This window comes from Pseudomonas sp. WS 5411 (assembly GCF_012985595.1).
Classification (GTDB): Bacteria; Pseudomonadota; Gammaproteobacteria; order Pseudomonadales; family Pseudomonadaceae; genus Aquipseudomonas; species Aquipseudomonas shahriarae.
In genome coordinates this window covers 1-17,722 of sequence record NZ_JAARMC010000041.1, presented here as the reverse complement: position 1 = coordinate 17,722, position 17,722 = coordinate 1, and the positions used below count along the sequence as shown (strand labels likewise).

Below are 17,722 nucleotides of genomic sequence, written 5' to 3'. Positions count from 1 at the left end.
GCACCGATAACACCACCACCGTCACCCTGACCGCGCCAAGCGCCGTCAACGAAGGCGGCACCATCACCTACACCGCCACCTTGAGCAACAAGGCCGACACTGACGTCACCTTGACCCTCGATAACAAGCAAACCATCACCATCAAGGCTGGCGAAACTGTCGGCACCGTGACGGTGAACGCTCCAGGCGATGACGTGTTCGTCGACAAGAGCACCCAGACCGTCAAGATCACTGGCACCGACGGCGGCAACTTCGAGAAACTCGTGGTTGCAGGCAACGGCGCAACGACGCAAATCAACGACACCATCGACAAGGTCGATGTAGTGCTGACCGCGACCAAAACCGTGGGTGAAGGCGGCCAGATCGTCTACACCGCCACCCTTGTGGATAAAAACGGTGCGCCGGTAACCAACATCACCAACCCTGTGACTGTGACCCTGGATAACAACCAGGTCATCACCATCGGTGTGAACCAGTCGAGCGGTACTGTTTCGGTTGTGGCACCGGATGATGTGTACAAAGGCGACCAGACTGTTACTACCGGCATTAAAGAAGTCACCGGTGGCACGCACTTTGAGAACCTGGTTCCAAATACCGACAAGGTCACCACGACTGTCACTGACACACCGGGCACCGATAACACCACTACCGTCACCCTGACCGCGCCAAGCGCCGTCAACGAAGGCGGCACCATCACCTACACCGCCACCTTGAGCAACAAGGCCGACACTGACGTCACCTTGACCCTCGATAACAAACAAACCATCACCATCAAGGCCGGTGAAACCGTCGGCACCGTGACGGTGAACGCCCCTGGCGATGACGTGTTCATCGACAAGAGCACCCAGACCGTCAAGATCACTGGCACCGACGGCGGCAACTTCGAGAAACTCGTGGTTGCAGGCAACGGCGCAACGACGCAGATCAACGACACCATCGACGAAGTGAAGGTTGTGCTGACCGCCACCACCAACGTCGCCGAAGGTGGCCAGATCGTCTACACCGCCAGCCTCGTGGACAAGAACGGTGCGGCCGTGACCAACGTGGGTTCCGACCTGGTGATCAAGTTGGACAACGACTTGATCATTACCATCGGTAATGGCAAGACCAGCAGTACCGCCAACTTCACCGCGCCGAATGACTTCTACGTGGGCGCCAAGGATATTTCCGCGAAGATCACTAACGTGGTCAGCGGTGGCGACAAGTATGAAAACCTGATCCCGGTCGGTACTCCGGTAGTCACCAAGGTGACGGACGTGACGAGCAACACCGTGATCAGTATCGCGGGCGATACCTCGGTGACCGAAGGCCAGACCGCTCACTACACGTTGAACCTGACCCAGCCGGCAGCCACCGAAGTCACGGTGACCCTCTCGTATAAAGGCGTGGCCCAGGACGGTTCGGACTTCAACGGCGTGTACACCGTGAAGATTCCAGCCGGCCAAAGCACTGCGACGTTCGATATCAAAACCATCGACGACAAGCTGACCGAGCCTACGGAGAAGTTCGAGATCAGTATCTCCGGTACCTCCGGCGGTAACTTCGAGAACCTGGTTGTCAGCACCACCAACGGTAAAATCGAAACGTCGATCATCGATAACGATGCACCACCGACCATCGACCTGGATGCCAACAACTCCAGCGGCGCCACCGGGAACGACTTCAAGACCACGTTCACCGAAGGCGGCACTGGCGTGTCGATTGCTGACACCGACATCCGCATCACCGACCCGGACAGCACCCAGCTGACTGGCGCCACGGTGGTGCTGACCAATACTCAGCCGAACGACGTGCTGGACTACAGCAAGGTCAGCGGTATGAGCGTGACCTCGGTCACGGATCCTGTCACCGGCAAGATCACCCTGACCCTGACCGGGACGGCGTCGCTGGCTGACTACATGCAGCAGATCAAGAACATCACGTTCAGCAACAGCAGCGAAGACCCGAGCACCACGCCACGGACCATCACCGTGACCGTGACCGACGGCGGCAACTACTCGAACGTAGCGACCACCACAGTCAACGTAGTGGCGGTCAACGACGCACCGGTTGCCACTGGCGGCGCCGTCACCGGCACCGAAGACACATCGCTGAAGCTGACTTGGGCCAATTTCGGGGTCACCGATGTGGATTCCCCTCAGGCCAGCCTCGGGGTGAAAATCACCGAGCTGCCGGTCGCTGGCAAGCTGCAGTACCTGGCAGCGGACGGCACTACCTGGACCAACGTGACAGCCGGCCAGACCTTCACCAAGGCGCAGATCGACGGCGGCCAGTTGCGCTTCACGCCAAACGCCAACGAATCCGGAGCCGACGGCTACGGCGGCACCGGTGTGGGCAACAGGCAGGCTGACTACGCACAGTTCAAGTTCCAGCCAACCGATGGCAAGGACCTGGGCACCAGCGCTACCGTGAAAGTCGACATCACCCCGGTTGCGGACGCGCCGACATTGAGCGTTGCCGATAACAACATCGCGTCGGTAGGCCTGACCAAGCAGAGCTGGAACAGCATTGCGAACCTGGGCAGCAACGGTAATGGCGCCTCGGCAACCGAGCTGAAAAATGCGATCAATAAAGCTGGCACACCTAACAGCACGACGATTTCGACTGACGTCACGTCAACCGCAGACGTAGCAGCCGGTGCCGGATCGAAGACTTCTGGCCTGATCTACCTGGAAGCAGGCAAGTCCTATACCTTCAGTGGCTACGGCGATGACAGCATCCTGGTCAACATCGGGGGTAAAGACGTGGCCAGCGGTACATGGGGTTCGAACTCCGGCCAGTTCAGCGGCACGTTCATCCCGACCAGCAATGGCTACTACAGCATCGATATTTACCACGCGAACCAGGCAGGTGCCGGTAGCTATGACGTCAACCTGTCGGTCAACGGTGGGGCGGCGACGAACCTGAGTAATACCAACATCCCGATCTACACCGGGGTCAACGACCTGATCAACGCAGGTGCCCAGGTGTCTGACCTGCACGGCACCAACGGCCAGGGCTACTACGACGCGTATAAGCTCAACGAAGGGCTGGAAAACGGCACGGTCAAACTGACCAAGGTCACCACCGGCCTGACCGATACCGACGGTTCGGAAACCCTGAGCGTGAAGATTGGCAGCATCCCGGTAGGCGCCGTGCTCAGCGATGGTGCCGGGCATACCTTTACGGCTATCAATGGCCAGACCGAAGTCAATGTCACCGGTTGGGACCTCAATAATTTGAGCCTCAAACCGCTGCCTTACACCAGCGGCCAGTACAACCTGACCGTGACGTCGACCTCCACCGAAAGCCTCGGCGGCTCGGCCACAACCGTGGCCAATGTGCCTGTCAAGGTGTACCCGGCCACCTATAGCGGGAGCACGGCGACTTCGGGCGATGACAACGTCATCGGTAGCAGCAGCAACGACATCATCGTGGCGGACGTTTCTGGCCTGAACGTGGTCCAGGGCAAGAACTACAACATCGCGTTCATGATCGATACGTCGGGCAGTATGGGTTCGGACTCGGTAGCGGCGGCGAAAACCTCGCTGACCACCGTGTTCAACTCACTGAAAAACAGTATCGGCTCCAGCACCTCTGGCACCGTGAACATCTTCCTGGCGGACTTCAGTGACCAGGTCAATCGCACGGTTACAGTCAACCTGAAAGACCCGGGTGCACTGGATGCGCTGCAGAAAGTCCTGGATAAGATGGTGTCGACTGGCGGCACCAACTACGAAGACGTGTTCAAGGCGGCATCCAACTTCTTCAAAAGTGGCCTGGCGACTGGCAACACTGGCGCAATCAACACCACATATTTCATCACTGATGGTGAACCGACGTTCTATCAGCGTGCTGAGCAGACCAACCCGACCTTGTACGGCAACGTCAAGCTTGATGACGTCGTTAACATGAACAACTACACCTTAGGTACCGCCACCCGGATCAATATCGAGTCGAATATCTCCCTTGAGATCAACTCTGTCGGTAAGGTGACCCTCTGGTACTACGGCACAGCGTACGACCGGGGGACCATCCACGCCCAAGGGGATGGCACCTATGAGACATCCGTTCGTGACGGTTATGGCAACTACACCGATACAGCCACCGCTACCAACTCGCAGAACGCGTTCGCACTGCTCAAAGGCCTGTCCACAGGTGGCGTAGAAGCCATCGGCCTTAAAAGCGGGGTCGGCCTGGAGCAGTTGGCACCGTACGACAGCGACAACAAGCCACAAGCCAACATCGATCCCAAGGACCTGGCCAACGCCATCCTCGGGAGCAGCGAGGCTACCCTGCCGGGTGCCGACCGTGTCGATGGGGGTGACGGCAACGACATCCTGTTCGGCGACCTGGTGAGCTTCCCGGGCATTACCGGCGAGGGCTATAACGCCATCCAGACCTACGTGGCAGGGAAAAACGGCGTGGCGGTTGCTGCTGTCACCGGCCAGGATGTGCACAAGTACATCACCGAGCACTACAACGAGTTCAACACCTCGGGTGCCAAAGACGGTAATGACACCCTGCTGGGTGGCTCGGGTGATGACATCCTGTTCGGCCAGGGCGGCAACGACTACCTGGACGGGGGCAAGGGCAACGACATCCTGTTGGGCGGTACGGGTAACGACACGCTGATCGGCGGCCAGGGCAATGACATCCTGATCGGCGGCACTGGTGCCGATACCTTTGTCTGGAGATCCGGTGACGTCGGCAACGACGTGATCAAGGACTTCAAGGCCTCGGAAGGCGACCGTATCGACCTGCGTGACCTGCTCAAGGGCGAAACCGACAGCACCATCGACAACTTCCTGAAGTTGACCACGGTGGATAACGTGACCACGCTGCAGATCAGTTCCGAAGGCAAGCTCAACGCCGCCGGTGGCCTGGCCAATGCAGATGTGACGATCAAGCTGGAAGGTAACAACTGGTCCGGCCAGACGATCAATTCGTTGATCAGTGGTGCTGACCCGACCATCAAGGTCGATCACACCTAATGAACCAATGACCCGGCCGCCTCTTGAGGCGGCCGATTCATTTGCGGCCACCGTTCACTGGCATGGGGCAACGATTGCACGGCATACTCACGTCCAATCGCGCTCCGTTGGCCTATGCTGCTGACAGGCTGTCGTCAGTTCTCCTCATGAGGGATGTTCAATGTTCTACGTGCAACGTGATGCACAGGGTGAGCTGATTCGCGCCGAAGCGGTTGCCTTCGCCGAATCGACCGGCACCCTGCCCGCGGATCATCATGAGATCCAGGCCTGGTTTGCCAATGAAGAAGCGGAGCTGAGCCTCAAGCAGCTCAAGCACAGTGACTCGGAGATGATCCGGGTGCTGGAAGACTTGATTCAGGTGCTGATCCAGAAAGGCGTGATCAACCTCACGGACCTGCCGGTTGCCGCGCAAGCCAAGCTCAAGGATCGCAGCCACGCACGGGAATCACTGGGTGGCCTGAGCCACCTGATCAATGATGATGAGACCGGCCTGATCTGAGGCCGGCCACGGCCTCAGCGCCAGGGCGCCGGCTCGCCAAACAGCTGGCCCTGCACGCCAAAAATCCCCATCTCGCGAATCACCTGCAACTCACCCTCGGTTTCGACCCGCTCGGCAATCAGCGGCAAGTCGATGCTGTGGGCTGCGCGCTGGATAGCTTCGATAAACAGGCGCTTGTCGCTTTCCTGGTCGATGTCGCGGATGTAGCTGCCATCGATCTTCAGGTAGGCCAGGCCCAGGCGCGCCAGGTTGCCGATCATGCTGAAGCGCCCGCCAAAACGTTGCAGGCTGAGGGAGAAGTTCAGCTCTCGCAGACGCTGGGTCAACTGCTCCAGTACCGCCTGTTCGGGCAGTTGCTCTTCACCGATTTCCAGGGTCAGGCGGGGGCCCAGGTTGGAATGCTGACGCAGCAGGTCGAACACGCGGTTCAGGGCTTGGGGGTCTGCCAGCGTGGCTGCAGACAGGTTCAGGGCCAACGAATGTTCATGGCTGGCCATCTGCTTGAGCACCAGCTCGAGCATCAGTCGGTCCAGACGCGCCGACCAGCCAAACCGCTCCAGCCAAGGCAGGAAACGGCCGGCCGGGATGGTGTGGCCCTGATCATCCACCAAACGCGAGAGCACTTTGTAGTGCAGGATCAGTTGCGGATCCTGGGCGGCCACCACCGGCTGGAAGTACAGCTCGAAGCGTTGCTGGCTCAGCGCCTGGTCCAGCAGTGAGTGCCAGGCATGATGATCGTCGCCGACGCTGGCGGCAGCGCTGTGGTCCAGGCACACCCAACTCACGTCACCCAGGGTTTCGGCCTGCGCCAATGCCTGGTCGGCCAGGGTCAGCAGGGCCTGGGGGGAATCACCGTGACTGAACGGCGCCAGGCCGATACAGGCAACCGGCGAAACGTCACTGGCGCCGGTGGCTTGCAGGCTTTGCAGGGTGCTTTCCAGGTTCTGCGCCAGCTGCATCGCCTCTTCACGCATCAGCCCCGGCGCCAGCACGGCAAACTCGCCGCCGCGGATGCGCGTAATCAGGTTGTGGGTTTCCGGGTACGGCTCGCACTGGCGCAGCAGTTGTTCGCCGACTGCCTGCAGCAGCTGGTCGGTGCGCTGGCCACCGAGGCGCTGGTTGAGGCCGGCCAGGTCCTTGACCCGCAGCACCAGCAGGTAGCCTGAGCTGGTTTCTTCGGGGTTGCTAACCCTAGCATTGAGTTGCATCTCGAAATAACGACGGTTGGCCAGGCCCGTGAGGTTGTCCTGATAGGATTCCACCCGCAGTTTTTCGCTGCGCTCGGCCTGTTCCTGGAACAGCGCCTTGAGCTTTTCCACCATCTGGTTCATCGCCTGTACCACGCGGCGCAGCTCCGGGGTGCGCGGCAGATCCGGCAGGCTCAGGAACTCACGGCGGGCAATGGCATGGGACTGTTTGACCATATAGTCCAGAGGCTTGAGTTGCCGGCGCAGCAACAGCGCACCCAGCACCGCACTGACGGCGCCGCAAAGCAGCAGCCAGCCCAGGCTGCCCAGGGCGCTCTGCCACAGCTTGGCCAGGGCGAACATCGGATGGCTGACCACCTCGACCCGCGCCGCCTGCTCCCAGCCACGGCTGACCAAGGCATCGCCGCCGGCCGGTTCCAGGCCGATCAACTTGACGAACCAGTTGGGCACGCCGTTGTTGTCGGGGATACCACTGCGCTCGACAATGACCTGGTCATTGGTCACGTCGACCACGCGGATGCTCGCGTAATAACCGCTGTCGAAGATCGAGCTGACCAGCAGTTCGACCATCGCCGGGTCGTCGATATTGGGCGTCAGGGACAGCGCCAGGGCGGTCGCCGCGTCCTGCGCGTGGGAGCGCAGTTGGTTCACGTATTGGGTACGCGAACTTTCCAGGCTGACCATGAAGCTGCCGCTGAAGGCGACCACCAGGAACAGACAGATAGCGATCAACAGCTGTTTGAACAGTGACATCTGAACAGTTACTCCTAGTTGGCCGGCTCGGCTGGGAAGCCTTCCGCCCGCATTTTTTTCAACACATCCTGCCAGCGCGACAGGCGCTTGGTGTCGCCGACCTTTTTGTTGCCTTTGGCGCCGGGCAGGTACAAGCCTTCGGCGTTGAAGGAGTAGACCGGCAGCAAGTCGGTCCGTTGGCTGGCAGGCTGGATCTCGTCGATCAGGCTGTCGAGTACCAGTGGCATGGCCTCTGGCGTCGAATAATAGGTCAAGACCATATGGGCGCGATTCTGCCGCAATGCCTTGACGTAGGTAATGCGCAATTTGTCGCTGGAGACGCCCAGGTGTCGCAGGCTGAAATACTTGGCAATGGCATAGTCTTCACAATCGCCGGCGCCCTTCCACAGGGCTTCGATGGGCGTCTCCCAATAATCGACCTGGCTCCATAAGTCGACATCTTCGACATAGCGCACCCGCTTGTTGAAGAACAGGTTGACCACCTTGAGCTGCTCCAACTCGCTGCCTTGTTTTTGCGTGGCCAGCAGCCGCTGCCAGTCGTCGATACGCTGCTGGCCCGCGCCCAGCGGTCCATAAAGCGCTGTAGCGCGCCGGCTGATCTGGGAAAAATCCCAATCGGCATGCAGCCCGCCAGGCAATAAGCCAGCCAGCAGCAGCGCTGAAAACAGCCAGCACAGGATCCGCGAGGGAGTAAAACGTACCGCCAATGGCTTCAGTCCGTAGAAAGAGACGGAGAATCATTCGATGGTGAAGGGTCAGTCGGCAAAAGACAATGGCACAGTGCAATCACCCAGCGTCCACTCAGCTAAAGCAATCGCACTTGTAAGACGCCCGCCAGCCATAATGTGCGATGTAAAACCGCGCTGTTGAGTCGCTTACAAAGGGAAACTTTGCCTGTTTGACAAGCCTGCATGCAATCTCTAGTGTTCTTTGGATCCAATTAGCCAAAACCCATTCCAACAAGAAAGGAGGATAGCGTAGTCGTGACGCACAAGCCGAACCCTTTGAGCAGCATCAAGATCAGTGGGCCCATTCCCGCTCACCTCGCGCGCTCCGTTATTGAAGAAACATTGCGCAACGCCATACTGGATGGTCGCCTGCCCTGCGGCACCGCCATGCGCCAGCAAGAGCTGGCCAGCCTGTTCGGGGTCAGCCGGATGCCGGTGCGCGAAGCCCTGCGCCAGCTGGAGGCACAGTCGCTGTTGCATGTGGTAACCCATAAAGGCGCCGTGGTTGCTCCGCTGATTGAAGATAACTCGGCGGAGACCTACGCCCTGCGTATTCTCCTGGAGTCGGAAGCACTGCGCTTGTCTATCCCATTACTCACCCAGAGCGATATCGAGCAGGCGGGTGCCTTGATCGACACCCTTGAGTGCGAAACCGACTACACCGAAATCGGCCGGCTCAACCGCCTGTTTCACATGGCGTTGTATGGCAAGGCACCCAACCAGCGGTTGTTGAACCTGGTGGAACACGGGCTGAACGAGGAGGAGCGGTTCCTGCGCTTCAACCTTGAAGCCATGGGACTGGGCAAAACCTCCCAGGAGGACCATCGCGAGCTGCTGAATCTGGTCGCGCAGAAAAAAGTCGAGCAGAGCGTGCTGACGCTGCGTAATCACCTGATGCGCGGCATGGAAGTGATCACTCAATACCTCAACAGCATTGAACAGGACAACGACAAAGGTCCGCGTTGACTTCTCCCGGCTTTAGCCGCCCAGTGCGCGACCTGGATGACCAGGCGCCGCACACGCCCTAAGCCGGTCCATGCCTGCCGTCACCCTCCTGGATGGTTGCGCCAACAGACTCGACATCGACCGATAGGAACCTGCAGCGTTGCAAAGCAATAATGGATCAAACCCTGCCCGTTAAGTCCACCTACATAAAACTCGCAAACAACAAGGAAAGTTCCCACCCCGAACAGTAAGTTCAACTGCAGCATTTCCCTTCCTGCAAAAAAACCTTATACAACTCAGAAAGTATTTGAACACTTAACCAAGTGATTATTCTTTAATTGGTCTTGGCACTTCATTCGAACGCGTAGGCACAGGCTTGGGCATAGCTGTGGACGACGCGCGCTCCAACAAGAATAGGATGCTTTGTCACTACCTGTTGCTTGCCGGGCAACGAAGTACTCGCAACAACCCACGCTTGGTTCTAAACAAACTTTTTATTTGAGTCGACATAACGACTTATAGGCATTAACTATGTTTCAACTACAAGAACTACTTAGACATAAAAAACAACAATTACATGAGCATCCGATTTTCCTGGAAATCAATTCTCTCCCGCAACTACAACACTTTATGCAAAACCATGTGTTCGCCGTCTGGGACTTCATGACCCTGACCAAACGCCTGCAACAGGACCTGACCTGCATCCGCCTGCCCTGGCTGCCGCCGACAGACCCACAGGCGGCGCGGCTGATCAACGAAATTGTCCTGGATGAGGAATCAGACCAGCGCCAGGGCGTCGGGCACAGCAGTCACTTCGAACTGTATCTGGAGGCCATGCGCGAGGTGGGAGCCTGCACCATCACCATCGAACGATTCATCGCGTTGCAGCATGAGGGAGCAAGCGTCGACAGCGCCTTGGCACAGATCACCATTGATCCTGCGGTAGAGCGCTTTGTGCGGCACACCCTGGACGTCGCCTTGAACGCACCGACCCATTGTGTCGCCGCGACCTTCCTGCATGGCCGCGAAAGTGTCATCCCGGCGATGTTCAAGCGCCTCCTGGAAGGCTGCGATGTCGCTCATCGGCAAGCCCCCAGCTTGTGCTATTACCTGCAGCGGCACATCGAGCTGGACGCCCAGGGTCATGAACCGGCCGCAGAACACCTGCTACAGCGGCTGATCCAGGCAGATCCCCTGCGCGAACAACAGGCCTGGAATGCTGCCATCAGCGCCGTAGAGAGCCGCATCGCCCTGTGGGACGGCCTGCGCCGGCACGCAGGATGCCAGGAGGTGAGCCTGTGACCGCTGCCGACTACCGCTCATTCGCGACCGACTGGGAGCAGCAGGCGACCATCCGTACTCGCCCGCGTCGCCTGCTGGAAGATGACGACAAGTTGATCTATCCCCTATGTCGTCAACCGTTGGTGCTCAGTGCAGGCTTTCTGGAGCATTGTCCGCAGTGGCGCGAGTTTGTCCTGGTGCAGACGTTCTACAAATTCATCAACGACGTGGTGATCTTTGAAACCGAGATCGTCGATAAAACCGCGAGGAGCATCGCCAAGAATCGCTTTTCAATCCCCTTCCCTGTGGCCTGCCGCTACGCCGCCATGACCGTGGTGGTCGATGAGGATTACCACGCCCTCGTTGCCCTGGACTTCATGCAGCAAACGCAGGAGAAGACGGGTATTGCGCCGCTGGCGCTACCTGCGGCCATCGAGTTGAGCCGTGCCATACCCAGCGCGCAGGCCCACGTACCGGCGCATCTGCGTGATGCCGTGGAGCTGATCGGCGTGGCGATTGCCGAGAACACAGTCACCCATGACGTGGCGGCGTTTGCCAAGGATGACAGCGTCAAACAGTCGGTAAGGGGGTTGATGGCCGACCATCTGGCTGATGAGGGCCGCCACGCCAGCTTCTGGACCGGCCTGGTGCGGCTCTACTGGCAAACAGCAAGCGAAGCAGACCGCCACTGTCTCGCCCAGATGCTGCCGATCTTCCTGCAGCACTATTTGACCAGTGACCTGCAAAGGGACTTCGACCTGCTGTTGATCGACCATCTGGATATCAGTCCCTCCGTCCGCGAAGCTTTGCGGGTCGAGGTAAATGCCCTGGCCTTTCCCATCACCCGCCAGCACCCGCTGATCAGCAACATCATGGGTTTCCTGCGCCGCAGCGGGCTGCTGCAAACACCCTGCGTCGCCCAGGCGATGAGCGCGTATCTGCCCGTATCCGGGAGCCCGTCATGAGACGCCTAGGGATTAGGCCGGTCGGTACCAGTACGGCCTTGCACGAGCTGACGCAGGCACTGGAACCCTATGGTCATGACCTTGGTGCGCAGGAGCCGGCCATCGACTTGCTGATTGAAGACGGCACTCAGCCCGTCGCCCAGGATTCGCCCGGCATGGTCGTGATGAGCCTGCGCCTGGCCATCGGCCCCTTGAGCGAGTGCGGCCTGCCGGCCCTGCAAATACGCTGCTATGACCGCGTATCGCAACTGCTGGCCGTGCTGGATGTAGCACCGCCAGCCTGCGGCAACGGTCAACAACTGCGACGCCAGGTGGTGACACAGTTGGTCGAGTGGATTGTGCGGCAGGTCAGCGGCTTCGCGCGCAACCCCGGACATTTTGCCCAGCGTGCGAGCGCCTCCCCCCTTCCAGAGCAAAGCCTGCAAGGCCTGGAGGGGCTGGCCTACCTGCATCGCCTTAACCGGACCGATGAGCCGGCGCTGCTGCAAAAAGCCCGGACGCCGCTGGTCAAACAGTTGGAGCACAGCTTGCGGGTCTTCGCCGATAGGCCGGCCCTGGAGATCGCCGGCCTCAGCCTGAGTTATCGACGCCTGTTGCGGCACAGCCTGGCGATCCAGCAGGTTTTGCGGCCGTTGCTCGGGCCTGGGCAGGTGCCCGTGGTCGGTATTTGCCTGGGCAAGTCGGTTGAGTTGTATGCCAGCATTCTGGCGATTCTTGGCTGCGGCGCGGTCTATCTGCCACTGGAGCCGAGCCATCCGCTGCCGCGCCAGCGGGCCATGCTGGAGAATGCAGGGGCCACGGTGTTGCTCGATGACGGCCAACATCCGTTGCGCGAGCATTTCACTGGGGTGGATGTCAGCGGCATAGACAGCCGGCACATGGACGAGCGCTGCCCCCTGGCCCTGACGTTACCCTCGATTGATAGCGCCAGCATGGTGCTCTACACCTCCGGCACCACCGGCCAGCCCAAGGGCGTTTTGCTCAGCCAGCAGAACCTGGCCCATTTCTCGGCGTGGTACAGCCAGTATGTCGAGCTCAGTGAGCACAGCCGCGTACTGCAATTTTCTTCCTTGAGTTTTGACTCTTCACTGATCGACCTTTTTCCGGCCCTGAGCCAGGGCGCGACCCTGATTGTTCCCAGCGAAGAACAGCGTCGCGACCCTCGCCAGTTGGTGGAACTGATCCGGCAACGGCGCATCACTCATGCCTTCCTGCCACCTGCGCTGTTGAGCCTGCTGCCGATGGATCGGCCGCTGGGCCTGGAGCACCTGCTGACCGGCGGTGATATCTGTGAGCCCCATGTCATTGAGCAAATGGCCGGGCAATGCGCCCTGCACAACCTGTATGGCCCGACAGAGGCCACGGTGCTGGTCAGCAGCCGGCGGATGCGGGCTGACGACAGCAATCTCAACCTCGGCATGCCCATCGCCAACAGTCAGGTGCTGATCCTCGACGAGCAGCGCCGACCGGTTGAGGATCAGGTGGTTGGCGAGCTGTACATCGCAGGCCCTGGAGTAAGCCTTGGGTATGTGAACCAGCCACGGCAGACCGCCGAGCACTTTGTGCACCTTGCGCTGCCTGATGGCCGAACCCTGCGCACCTATCGCACGGGAGACATGGCGAAATGGACTGCAGAGGGCATCGAACTGGTCGGGCGCCAGGACCAGCAGGTGAAGATCCGCGGTTTTCGGGTCGAGCCCCAGGAGATTGAGCAGTGTTTGCGCGCCAGCCAGTTGTTTCGCCAGGTGGCGGTGGTGATTAACCGTGAGCGAAGAATTCTCGTGTTCGTGGCACACGCTGATCCCAGCTATTCGGGCGCGGCCCTGGCAGCGCTCAAGCAACACGCCAGGCAAACGTTGCCGGACTATATGCAGCCGACCGTATTCACTGAGTTGACGAGCCTGCCCTATGGCAGCAATGGCAAAGTTGATCGCCAGGCATTACAGGCACTGGTCGTGCAGGCCGTCTCGGATAACCCCCATTGCCTCCCCCAAACGCCGGTGGAAGCGCAATTGCTGGACCTGTGGAGTGAGCTGTTGGGGTTGCCGGTCAACGAGATCTCGACTGACGACAGTTTTTTCCATCTCGGCGGTCACTCCATTCTGCTTTCGACCATGCTCCTGCGGATTCGCGAGTTGTACGGACGCAGCCTGCCCCTCAACCGGTTTATCGAAGCGCCAACGGTGCAGACACTCGCGGCGTTGATGGGCGACAGCGCGCCGGGGACGGCGCCCACCGCCCGGGCGATAAGCGATGCACTACGCCCGCTGGATATCCCCGTGCTGCCAGGGGCGCGTGCCGGTGATCGCCACAAGGCTATCGTGACCGGCGCCAACAGCTTTTTGGGTATACATATCGTCGAAGCCTTGCTGGTGGCCGGAGCGACAGAAGTCGCCTGCCTGGTTCGCGAAAACCCAGGACAATCGGCCGCCATACGGTTTGCCGACGCCATGCGTGAATACCGCCTGGAACACCTGGACCTGAGCCGCGTACGGGTATACACCGCTGACCTGCGCCAACCTCGTTTAGGCCTGGAGGCACATGCATATGAACGCCTCGCCCGCCAGTTCGGGGTGCTGGTACACAGCGCGGCCCACGTCAATCACGTCATGGACTACGCATCGCTGGCCAAGGACAACGTGGAGCCGGTCATTGAATGCCTGCGCCTGTGCGAAACCCATTGCAAGAAAGTGCTCAATTTCGTCTCCACACTATCCGCGTCGAGTAGCGTTGGGGCCGACGGGCAAGTGCTTGAAGCGCCGGCGGCAAGCACCCCACCGCTGTACATCAAGAACGGCTACAACCTGTCCAAATGGGTGGCCGAACGTCTATTGGGGCGTGCCGCCGGACAAGGTGCCTGGATCAATATCTATCGACCCGGGAACATCAGTTTCAATAGCCACAACGGTGTCTGCCAACCCCACAAGAACCGCCTGCTGCTGATGCTCAAGGGATCGCTGCAGCTGGGCCGGGTGCCACGCCTGGGCTTGAACTTCGACCTGATGCCGGTGGATTTCCTGGCACGGTTCATTGCCTTCCACAGTGGCAACTACGTTGCCGAGCGTAGCGTCTTCAACCTGCACAATCCGCAGCCCCTGAGGTGGGAAACCTACGTGGAGTCGTTTCGCCAGGCAGGTCATGCGTTCGAGTTGGTGAGCGTCGCGGATTGGCAGCACCATCTGCGCGAAGTAGGTCGCGAGAATGCCCTTTTCGGTGTGCTCGGGTTCTACCTCAATGGGCTGGGAGAAGACATCGGCGATATTTCGATGATTCGCCATGAGAACGCACGCCATGGCGTCGAACAAATGGGTGTGCAGTATCCCGAAAAAGCACCCGAGTTATTACGCAGAGGATGCCAATACCTCAATGCCATCGGCTTTCTGTGACCCCCGCCTTCAGGAAATACTTATGAGACAGCTGCAACCCGATACGTTGATCAAAAACCCCTTGGGCAGGCCTGTGGTGTCATCTGTGGTGATTGCCTGCAGCGCCGATGAGCTATGGGCGGTCGTGGGGCGTTTCGAGGGATTTGACGCGTTCATTCCTGCCCTGGCCCGTATCGGCATGACGGGCAGCGGGGTGGGATCGCTACGCAAGAAATGGTTCCACGATGGCAATATCGTCGTGGAACAGCTCAACAGCCACGATGCGCGGACGATGCACATGACGTGGACGACGATCTATAACACCTTGGGCGTGGCCCGACTGTGGGCGGCAATGGGTGTTGAGTCGCTTGAGGGGCAACAAGCGCGGGCGACCTGGACCATCATCGCCGAGCCCGTTGATGCCCGCGATAAAAAGGGGTTTGAACAGTTTATCCAGGACTTCGCCGACAGTGCGCTGGATAACGTACGCCGGTTGCTTGGCTGAAAAAAATGGCGCAGTGCACTGCTGCACTGCGCCACATTTACCCCGTGGTGATCAGATCTTGAAACTGTCGACCAACTGCTTCAAGCGATTGGCTTGTTGTGACAGCGCGTCACAGTCTTTCAAGGTCTCGTTGAGGTTGGCCACACCTTGCTGGTTCAGCAGGTTGATCTGGTTGATATCAACATTGAGGGTTTCCACCACGGCAGTCTGTTCCTCAGTGGCTGCCGCCACCGATTGGTTCATGCCATCAATCTCGACGATTCGCTGGGTCACGCTGATCAAGCGCTCACCGGCCTGGTTGGCAACCTCGACACTTTCTTCGCTGGACACCTGACTGGCGTTCATTGTGGTGACCGCTTCCCGTGAACCGATCTGCAACGAGGTGATCATCTTGTGGATCTCCTCCGCCGATTCCTGGGTACGGTGAGCCAGGTTGCGCACCTCGTCGGCGACCACGGCAAAGCCACGGCCGGCTTCACCGGCACGGGCCGCTTCAATGGCGGCATTGAGGGCCAGCAGGTTGGTTTGCTGAGAGATGCCTTTGATCACATCAAGAATGTGGCCAATGTTGTCGGTACTGGCATTCAAGGTTTCGATCTGCGTGCAGGACAAGCTGATCTTCTGCGACAGCTCGGACATCGCCAGGATGGTTTTCTCCACCACTTGGCGACCGTCATCGGCTTGCTCGCTGGCGCCACTGGCGTGTTGCGAGGCGTCAGCGGCGTTACGGGCGATTTCCTGGGTGGCGGCACCCAGTTCGTTAATGGCCGCAGCAACGCTGTTGGTACGGGCGCTCTGCTCGTCGGAGCCGATGATCGAGGCGTTGGACGATGCCATCACGCGCTGGGAAAGATCGTGTACATGCCTGGTCGCCGAGGACACTTCGCTGATCGAGGCATGGATACGCTCGACAAACTGGTTGAACGCACTACCCAGCTCACCGAATTCATCTTTGCTTTCCACGACCAGGCGGCGGGTCAGGTCACCCTCGCCTTGGGCAATGTCTTGCATCGCGCGGCCCATGGTGGTCAGTGGGCGCATCAGCACCTGGATCAACAGGCTCAGCAACACGGCAATCGCTGTGACGGCAATAAACATCGCGATCAAAGCGGAGGTGCGGAATTTACCCAGGGGGGCGTAGGCTTTGTCTTTGTCGATCGACAGGCCTATGTACCAATCGGCACCCGGCAAGCCGCTGATCGGGGTGAAGGACAGGATGCGGTCCTGACCATTGAGGACGACATCCTGATTAACCTTCTCAATCCGGACACCGCTGCCTGGGTAGATATCCTTGAGGTTTTTCATTACCTGCTCTTGGTCAGGGCTGACGATTACCTGCCCATCGCCGCTGACCAGAAACGCGTGGCCAATCCCGCCGAAGTCCACCGAGTTGATGATCTTCACCAGGGTTTGCAGGCTCAAGTCGCCACCCACTACACCCAGCAGCTCACCATTTTTCTTGACCGGCATCGCGATGGTGACGATCAAACCACCGACGGCGGCCATATAAGGCGGCGTCAGCATGGGTTTGTCGGCAGCGACCGCTTGCTTGTACCACGGGCGCTGACGCGGATCGTAGCCTTCAGGCATTTTTGCGTCAGGACGCTGAGTGAAGACACCGTTGGTTGAGCCAACGTAGGTGAACTGGAAGTTCGAGGTGAACGCCGGTTGATCAACCAGGCCGGGGAGGTCGGCGTTTGCGCCTTGATGAGCAACGTTCTGCGCAAGGTTCTCCAGGACCAGTATCCGGCCACTGAGCCAGTTCTGCACACTGCTGGCAGTCAGGTCACCCGACTGCTCAATAGATGACTCCAGATTTTGCCTGATGGTGTTGCGCTGCAGGTAGTCGTTGTACAACGTAAACAGCGCGAAGGCCAAAACCACAACGCCTGACGCGGCCAACAGAATTTTATGACTGAACTTGAGATTCATTTCATCGACTTCTTTTTGCCAAAAGGGGGTGAGCGTGCCGAATGCAACGTTCCATGTACGGTATAGGCGGACTCTACGACCGCTCTATTTCAGTGCACGCATGGCTCATCAGGCTTTCGGCCAAGGTTGGATAAATCTTAGGAATTTGTGGGATACATCTTCTTTTTATGCAGGAAACTGACAGGCGGTCAGCAGAGGACACATAAGCCCCCAAAACGACAAAACCCCCGTCTGCGTTAACAGACGGGGGTTTCGGAATTTGATCTTGACGATGACCTACTCTCACATGGGGAAACCCCACACTACCATCGGCGATGCATCGTTTCACTGCTGAGTTCGGGATGGGATCAGGTGGTTCCAATGCTCTATGGTCGTCAAGAAATTCTGTGTACCAGAGCGTTGCACTAGCAACGCTCCAGTGAAATTCATGGACTTCTACATAAACAAAACCCCTGTTTGCGTTAGCAAACAGGGGTTCTGGAATTTAATCTTGACGATGACCTACTCTCACATGGGGAAACCCCACACTACCATCGGCGATGCATCGTTTCACTACTGAGTTCGGGAT

General features: G+C 59.0%; 10 protein-coding genes and 1 rRNA gene. 7 read left to right on the top strand and 4 right to left on the bottom strand.

What is annotated here, in order from left to right:
- Positions 1-4,973 (top strand): immunoglobulin-like domain-containing protein (locus tag HBR93_RS26830; protein ID WP_222932502.1); only part of this gene is annotated, 4,973 nt, incomplete at its 5' end.
- Positions 4,974-5,133: 160 nt separating this feature from the next.
- Entirely contained in the window at positions 5,134-5,472 is a 339-nt protein-coding gene (locus tag HBR93_RS26635; protein ID WP_057441348.1) for a hypothetical protein, read from the top strand.
- A 14-nt stretch (positions 5,473-5,486) separates the two neighbouring features.
- Here HBR93_RS26635 and lapD read toward each other — a convergent pair whose 3' ends face one another.
- Positions 5,487-7,433, bottom strand: coding sequence for a cyclic di-GMP receptor LapD (lapD, locus tag HBR93_RS26630; protein WP_169961427.1), 1,947 nt, complete (start codon positions 7,431-7,433; stop codon positions 5,487-5,489).
- A gap of 14 nt (positions 7,434-7,447) precedes the next feature.
- Positions 7,448-8,140 carry a cysteine protease LapG gene (lapG, locus tag HBR93_RS26625; RefSeq protein ID WP_057441344.1) on the bottom strand — a complete coding sequence of 231 codons (693 nt, stop codon included), beginning with the start codon at positions 8,138-8,140 and terminating at the stop codon, positions 7,448-7,450.
- A 276-nt stretch (positions 8,141-8,416) separates the two neighbouring features.
- Between lapG and HBR93_RS26620 the strand changes: the two genes are divergently transcribed.
- The 5 genes from HBR93_RS26620 to HBR93_RS26600 all read left to right on the top strand — a co-directional run bounded on the left by HBR93_RS26620 (position 8,417) and on the right by HBR93_RS26600 (position 15,222).
- Positions 8,417-9,127 carry a GntR family transcriptional regulator gene (locus HBR93_RS26620; protein ID WP_057957930.1) on the top strand — a complete coding sequence of 237 codons (711 nt, stop codon included), beginning with the start codon at positions 8,417-8,419 and terminating at the stop codon, positions 9,125-9,127.
- A gap of 510 nt (positions 9,128-9,637) precedes the next feature.
- A complete protein-coding gene (locus HBR93_RS26615) occupies positions 9,638-10,408 on the top strand; it encodes a DUF3050 domain-containing protein (protein WP_169961426.1) in 771 nt (256 codons plus the stop codon).
- The gene (locus tag HBR93_RS26610; protein ID WP_057957928.1) at positions 10,405-11,352 is read left to right on the top strand and encodes a diiron oxygenase; all 948 of its coding nucleotides are present in this window, start codon (positions 10,405-10,407) and stop codon (positions 11,350-11,352) included. Before HBR93_RS26615 ends, HBR93_RS26610 begins: the two co-directional genes overlap by 4 nt.
- Complete coding sequence (locus tag HBR93_RS26605) at positions 11,349-14,738, top strand: amino acid adenylation domain-containing protein (RefSeq protein WP_169961425.1); 3,390 nt, start codon at positions 11,349-11,351, stop codon at positions 14,736-14,738. The genes HBR93_RS26610 and HBR93_RS26605 overlap by 4 nt, the downstream gene beginning before the upstream one ends.
- Before the next feature lie 22 nt (positions 14,739-14,760).
- Positions 14,761-15,222, top strand: coding sequence for an SRPBCC family protein (locus HBR93_RS26600; protein WP_169961424.1), 462 nt, complete (start codon positions 14,761-14,763; stop codon positions 15,220-15,222).
- Between the two features lie 51 nt (positions 15,223-15,273).
- Here the strand turns inward: HBR93_RS26600 and HBR93_RS26595 are convergent, their stop codons facing one another.
- The gene (locus tag HBR93_RS26595) at positions 15,274-17,154 is read right to left on the bottom strand and encodes a methyl-accepting chemotaxis protein (RefSeq protein ID WP_057441336.1); all 1,881 of its coding nucleotides are present in this window, start codon (positions 17,152-17,154) and stop codon (positions 15,274-15,276) included.
- 263 nt (positions 17,155-17,417) lie between these two features.
- A 5S ribosomal RNA gene (gene rrf, locus HBR93_RS26590) occupies positions 17,418-17,533 on the bottom strand.
- Between the last annotated feature and the right edge of the window lie 189 nt (positions 17,534-17,722).

Coding starts and splice junctions, on each gene's coding strand:
- HBR93_RS26635 (WP_057441348.1), top strand. CDS start 5,134: ATGTTCTACGTGCAACGTGATGCACAGGGTGAGCTGATTCGCGCCGAA.
- HBR93_RS26605 (WP_169961425.1), top strand. CDS start 11,349: ATGAGACGCCTAGGGATTAGGCCGGTCGGTACCAGTACGGCCTTGCAC.
- lapD (WP_169961427.1), bottom strand. CDS start 7,433: ATGTCACTGTTCAAACAGCTGTTGATCGCTATCTGTCTGTTCCTGGTG.
- HBR93_RS26615 (WP_169961426.1), top strand. CDS start 9,638: ATGTTTCAACTACAAGAACTACTTAGACATAAAAAACAACAATTACAT.
- HBR93_RS26595 (WP_057441336.1), bottom strand. CDS start 17,154: ATGAATCTCAAGTTCAGTCATAAAATTCTGTTGGCCGCGTCAGGCGTT.
- HBR93_RS26600 (WP_169961424.1), top strand. CDS start 14,761: ATGAGACAGCTGCAACCCGATACGTTGATCAAAAACCCCTTGGGCAGG.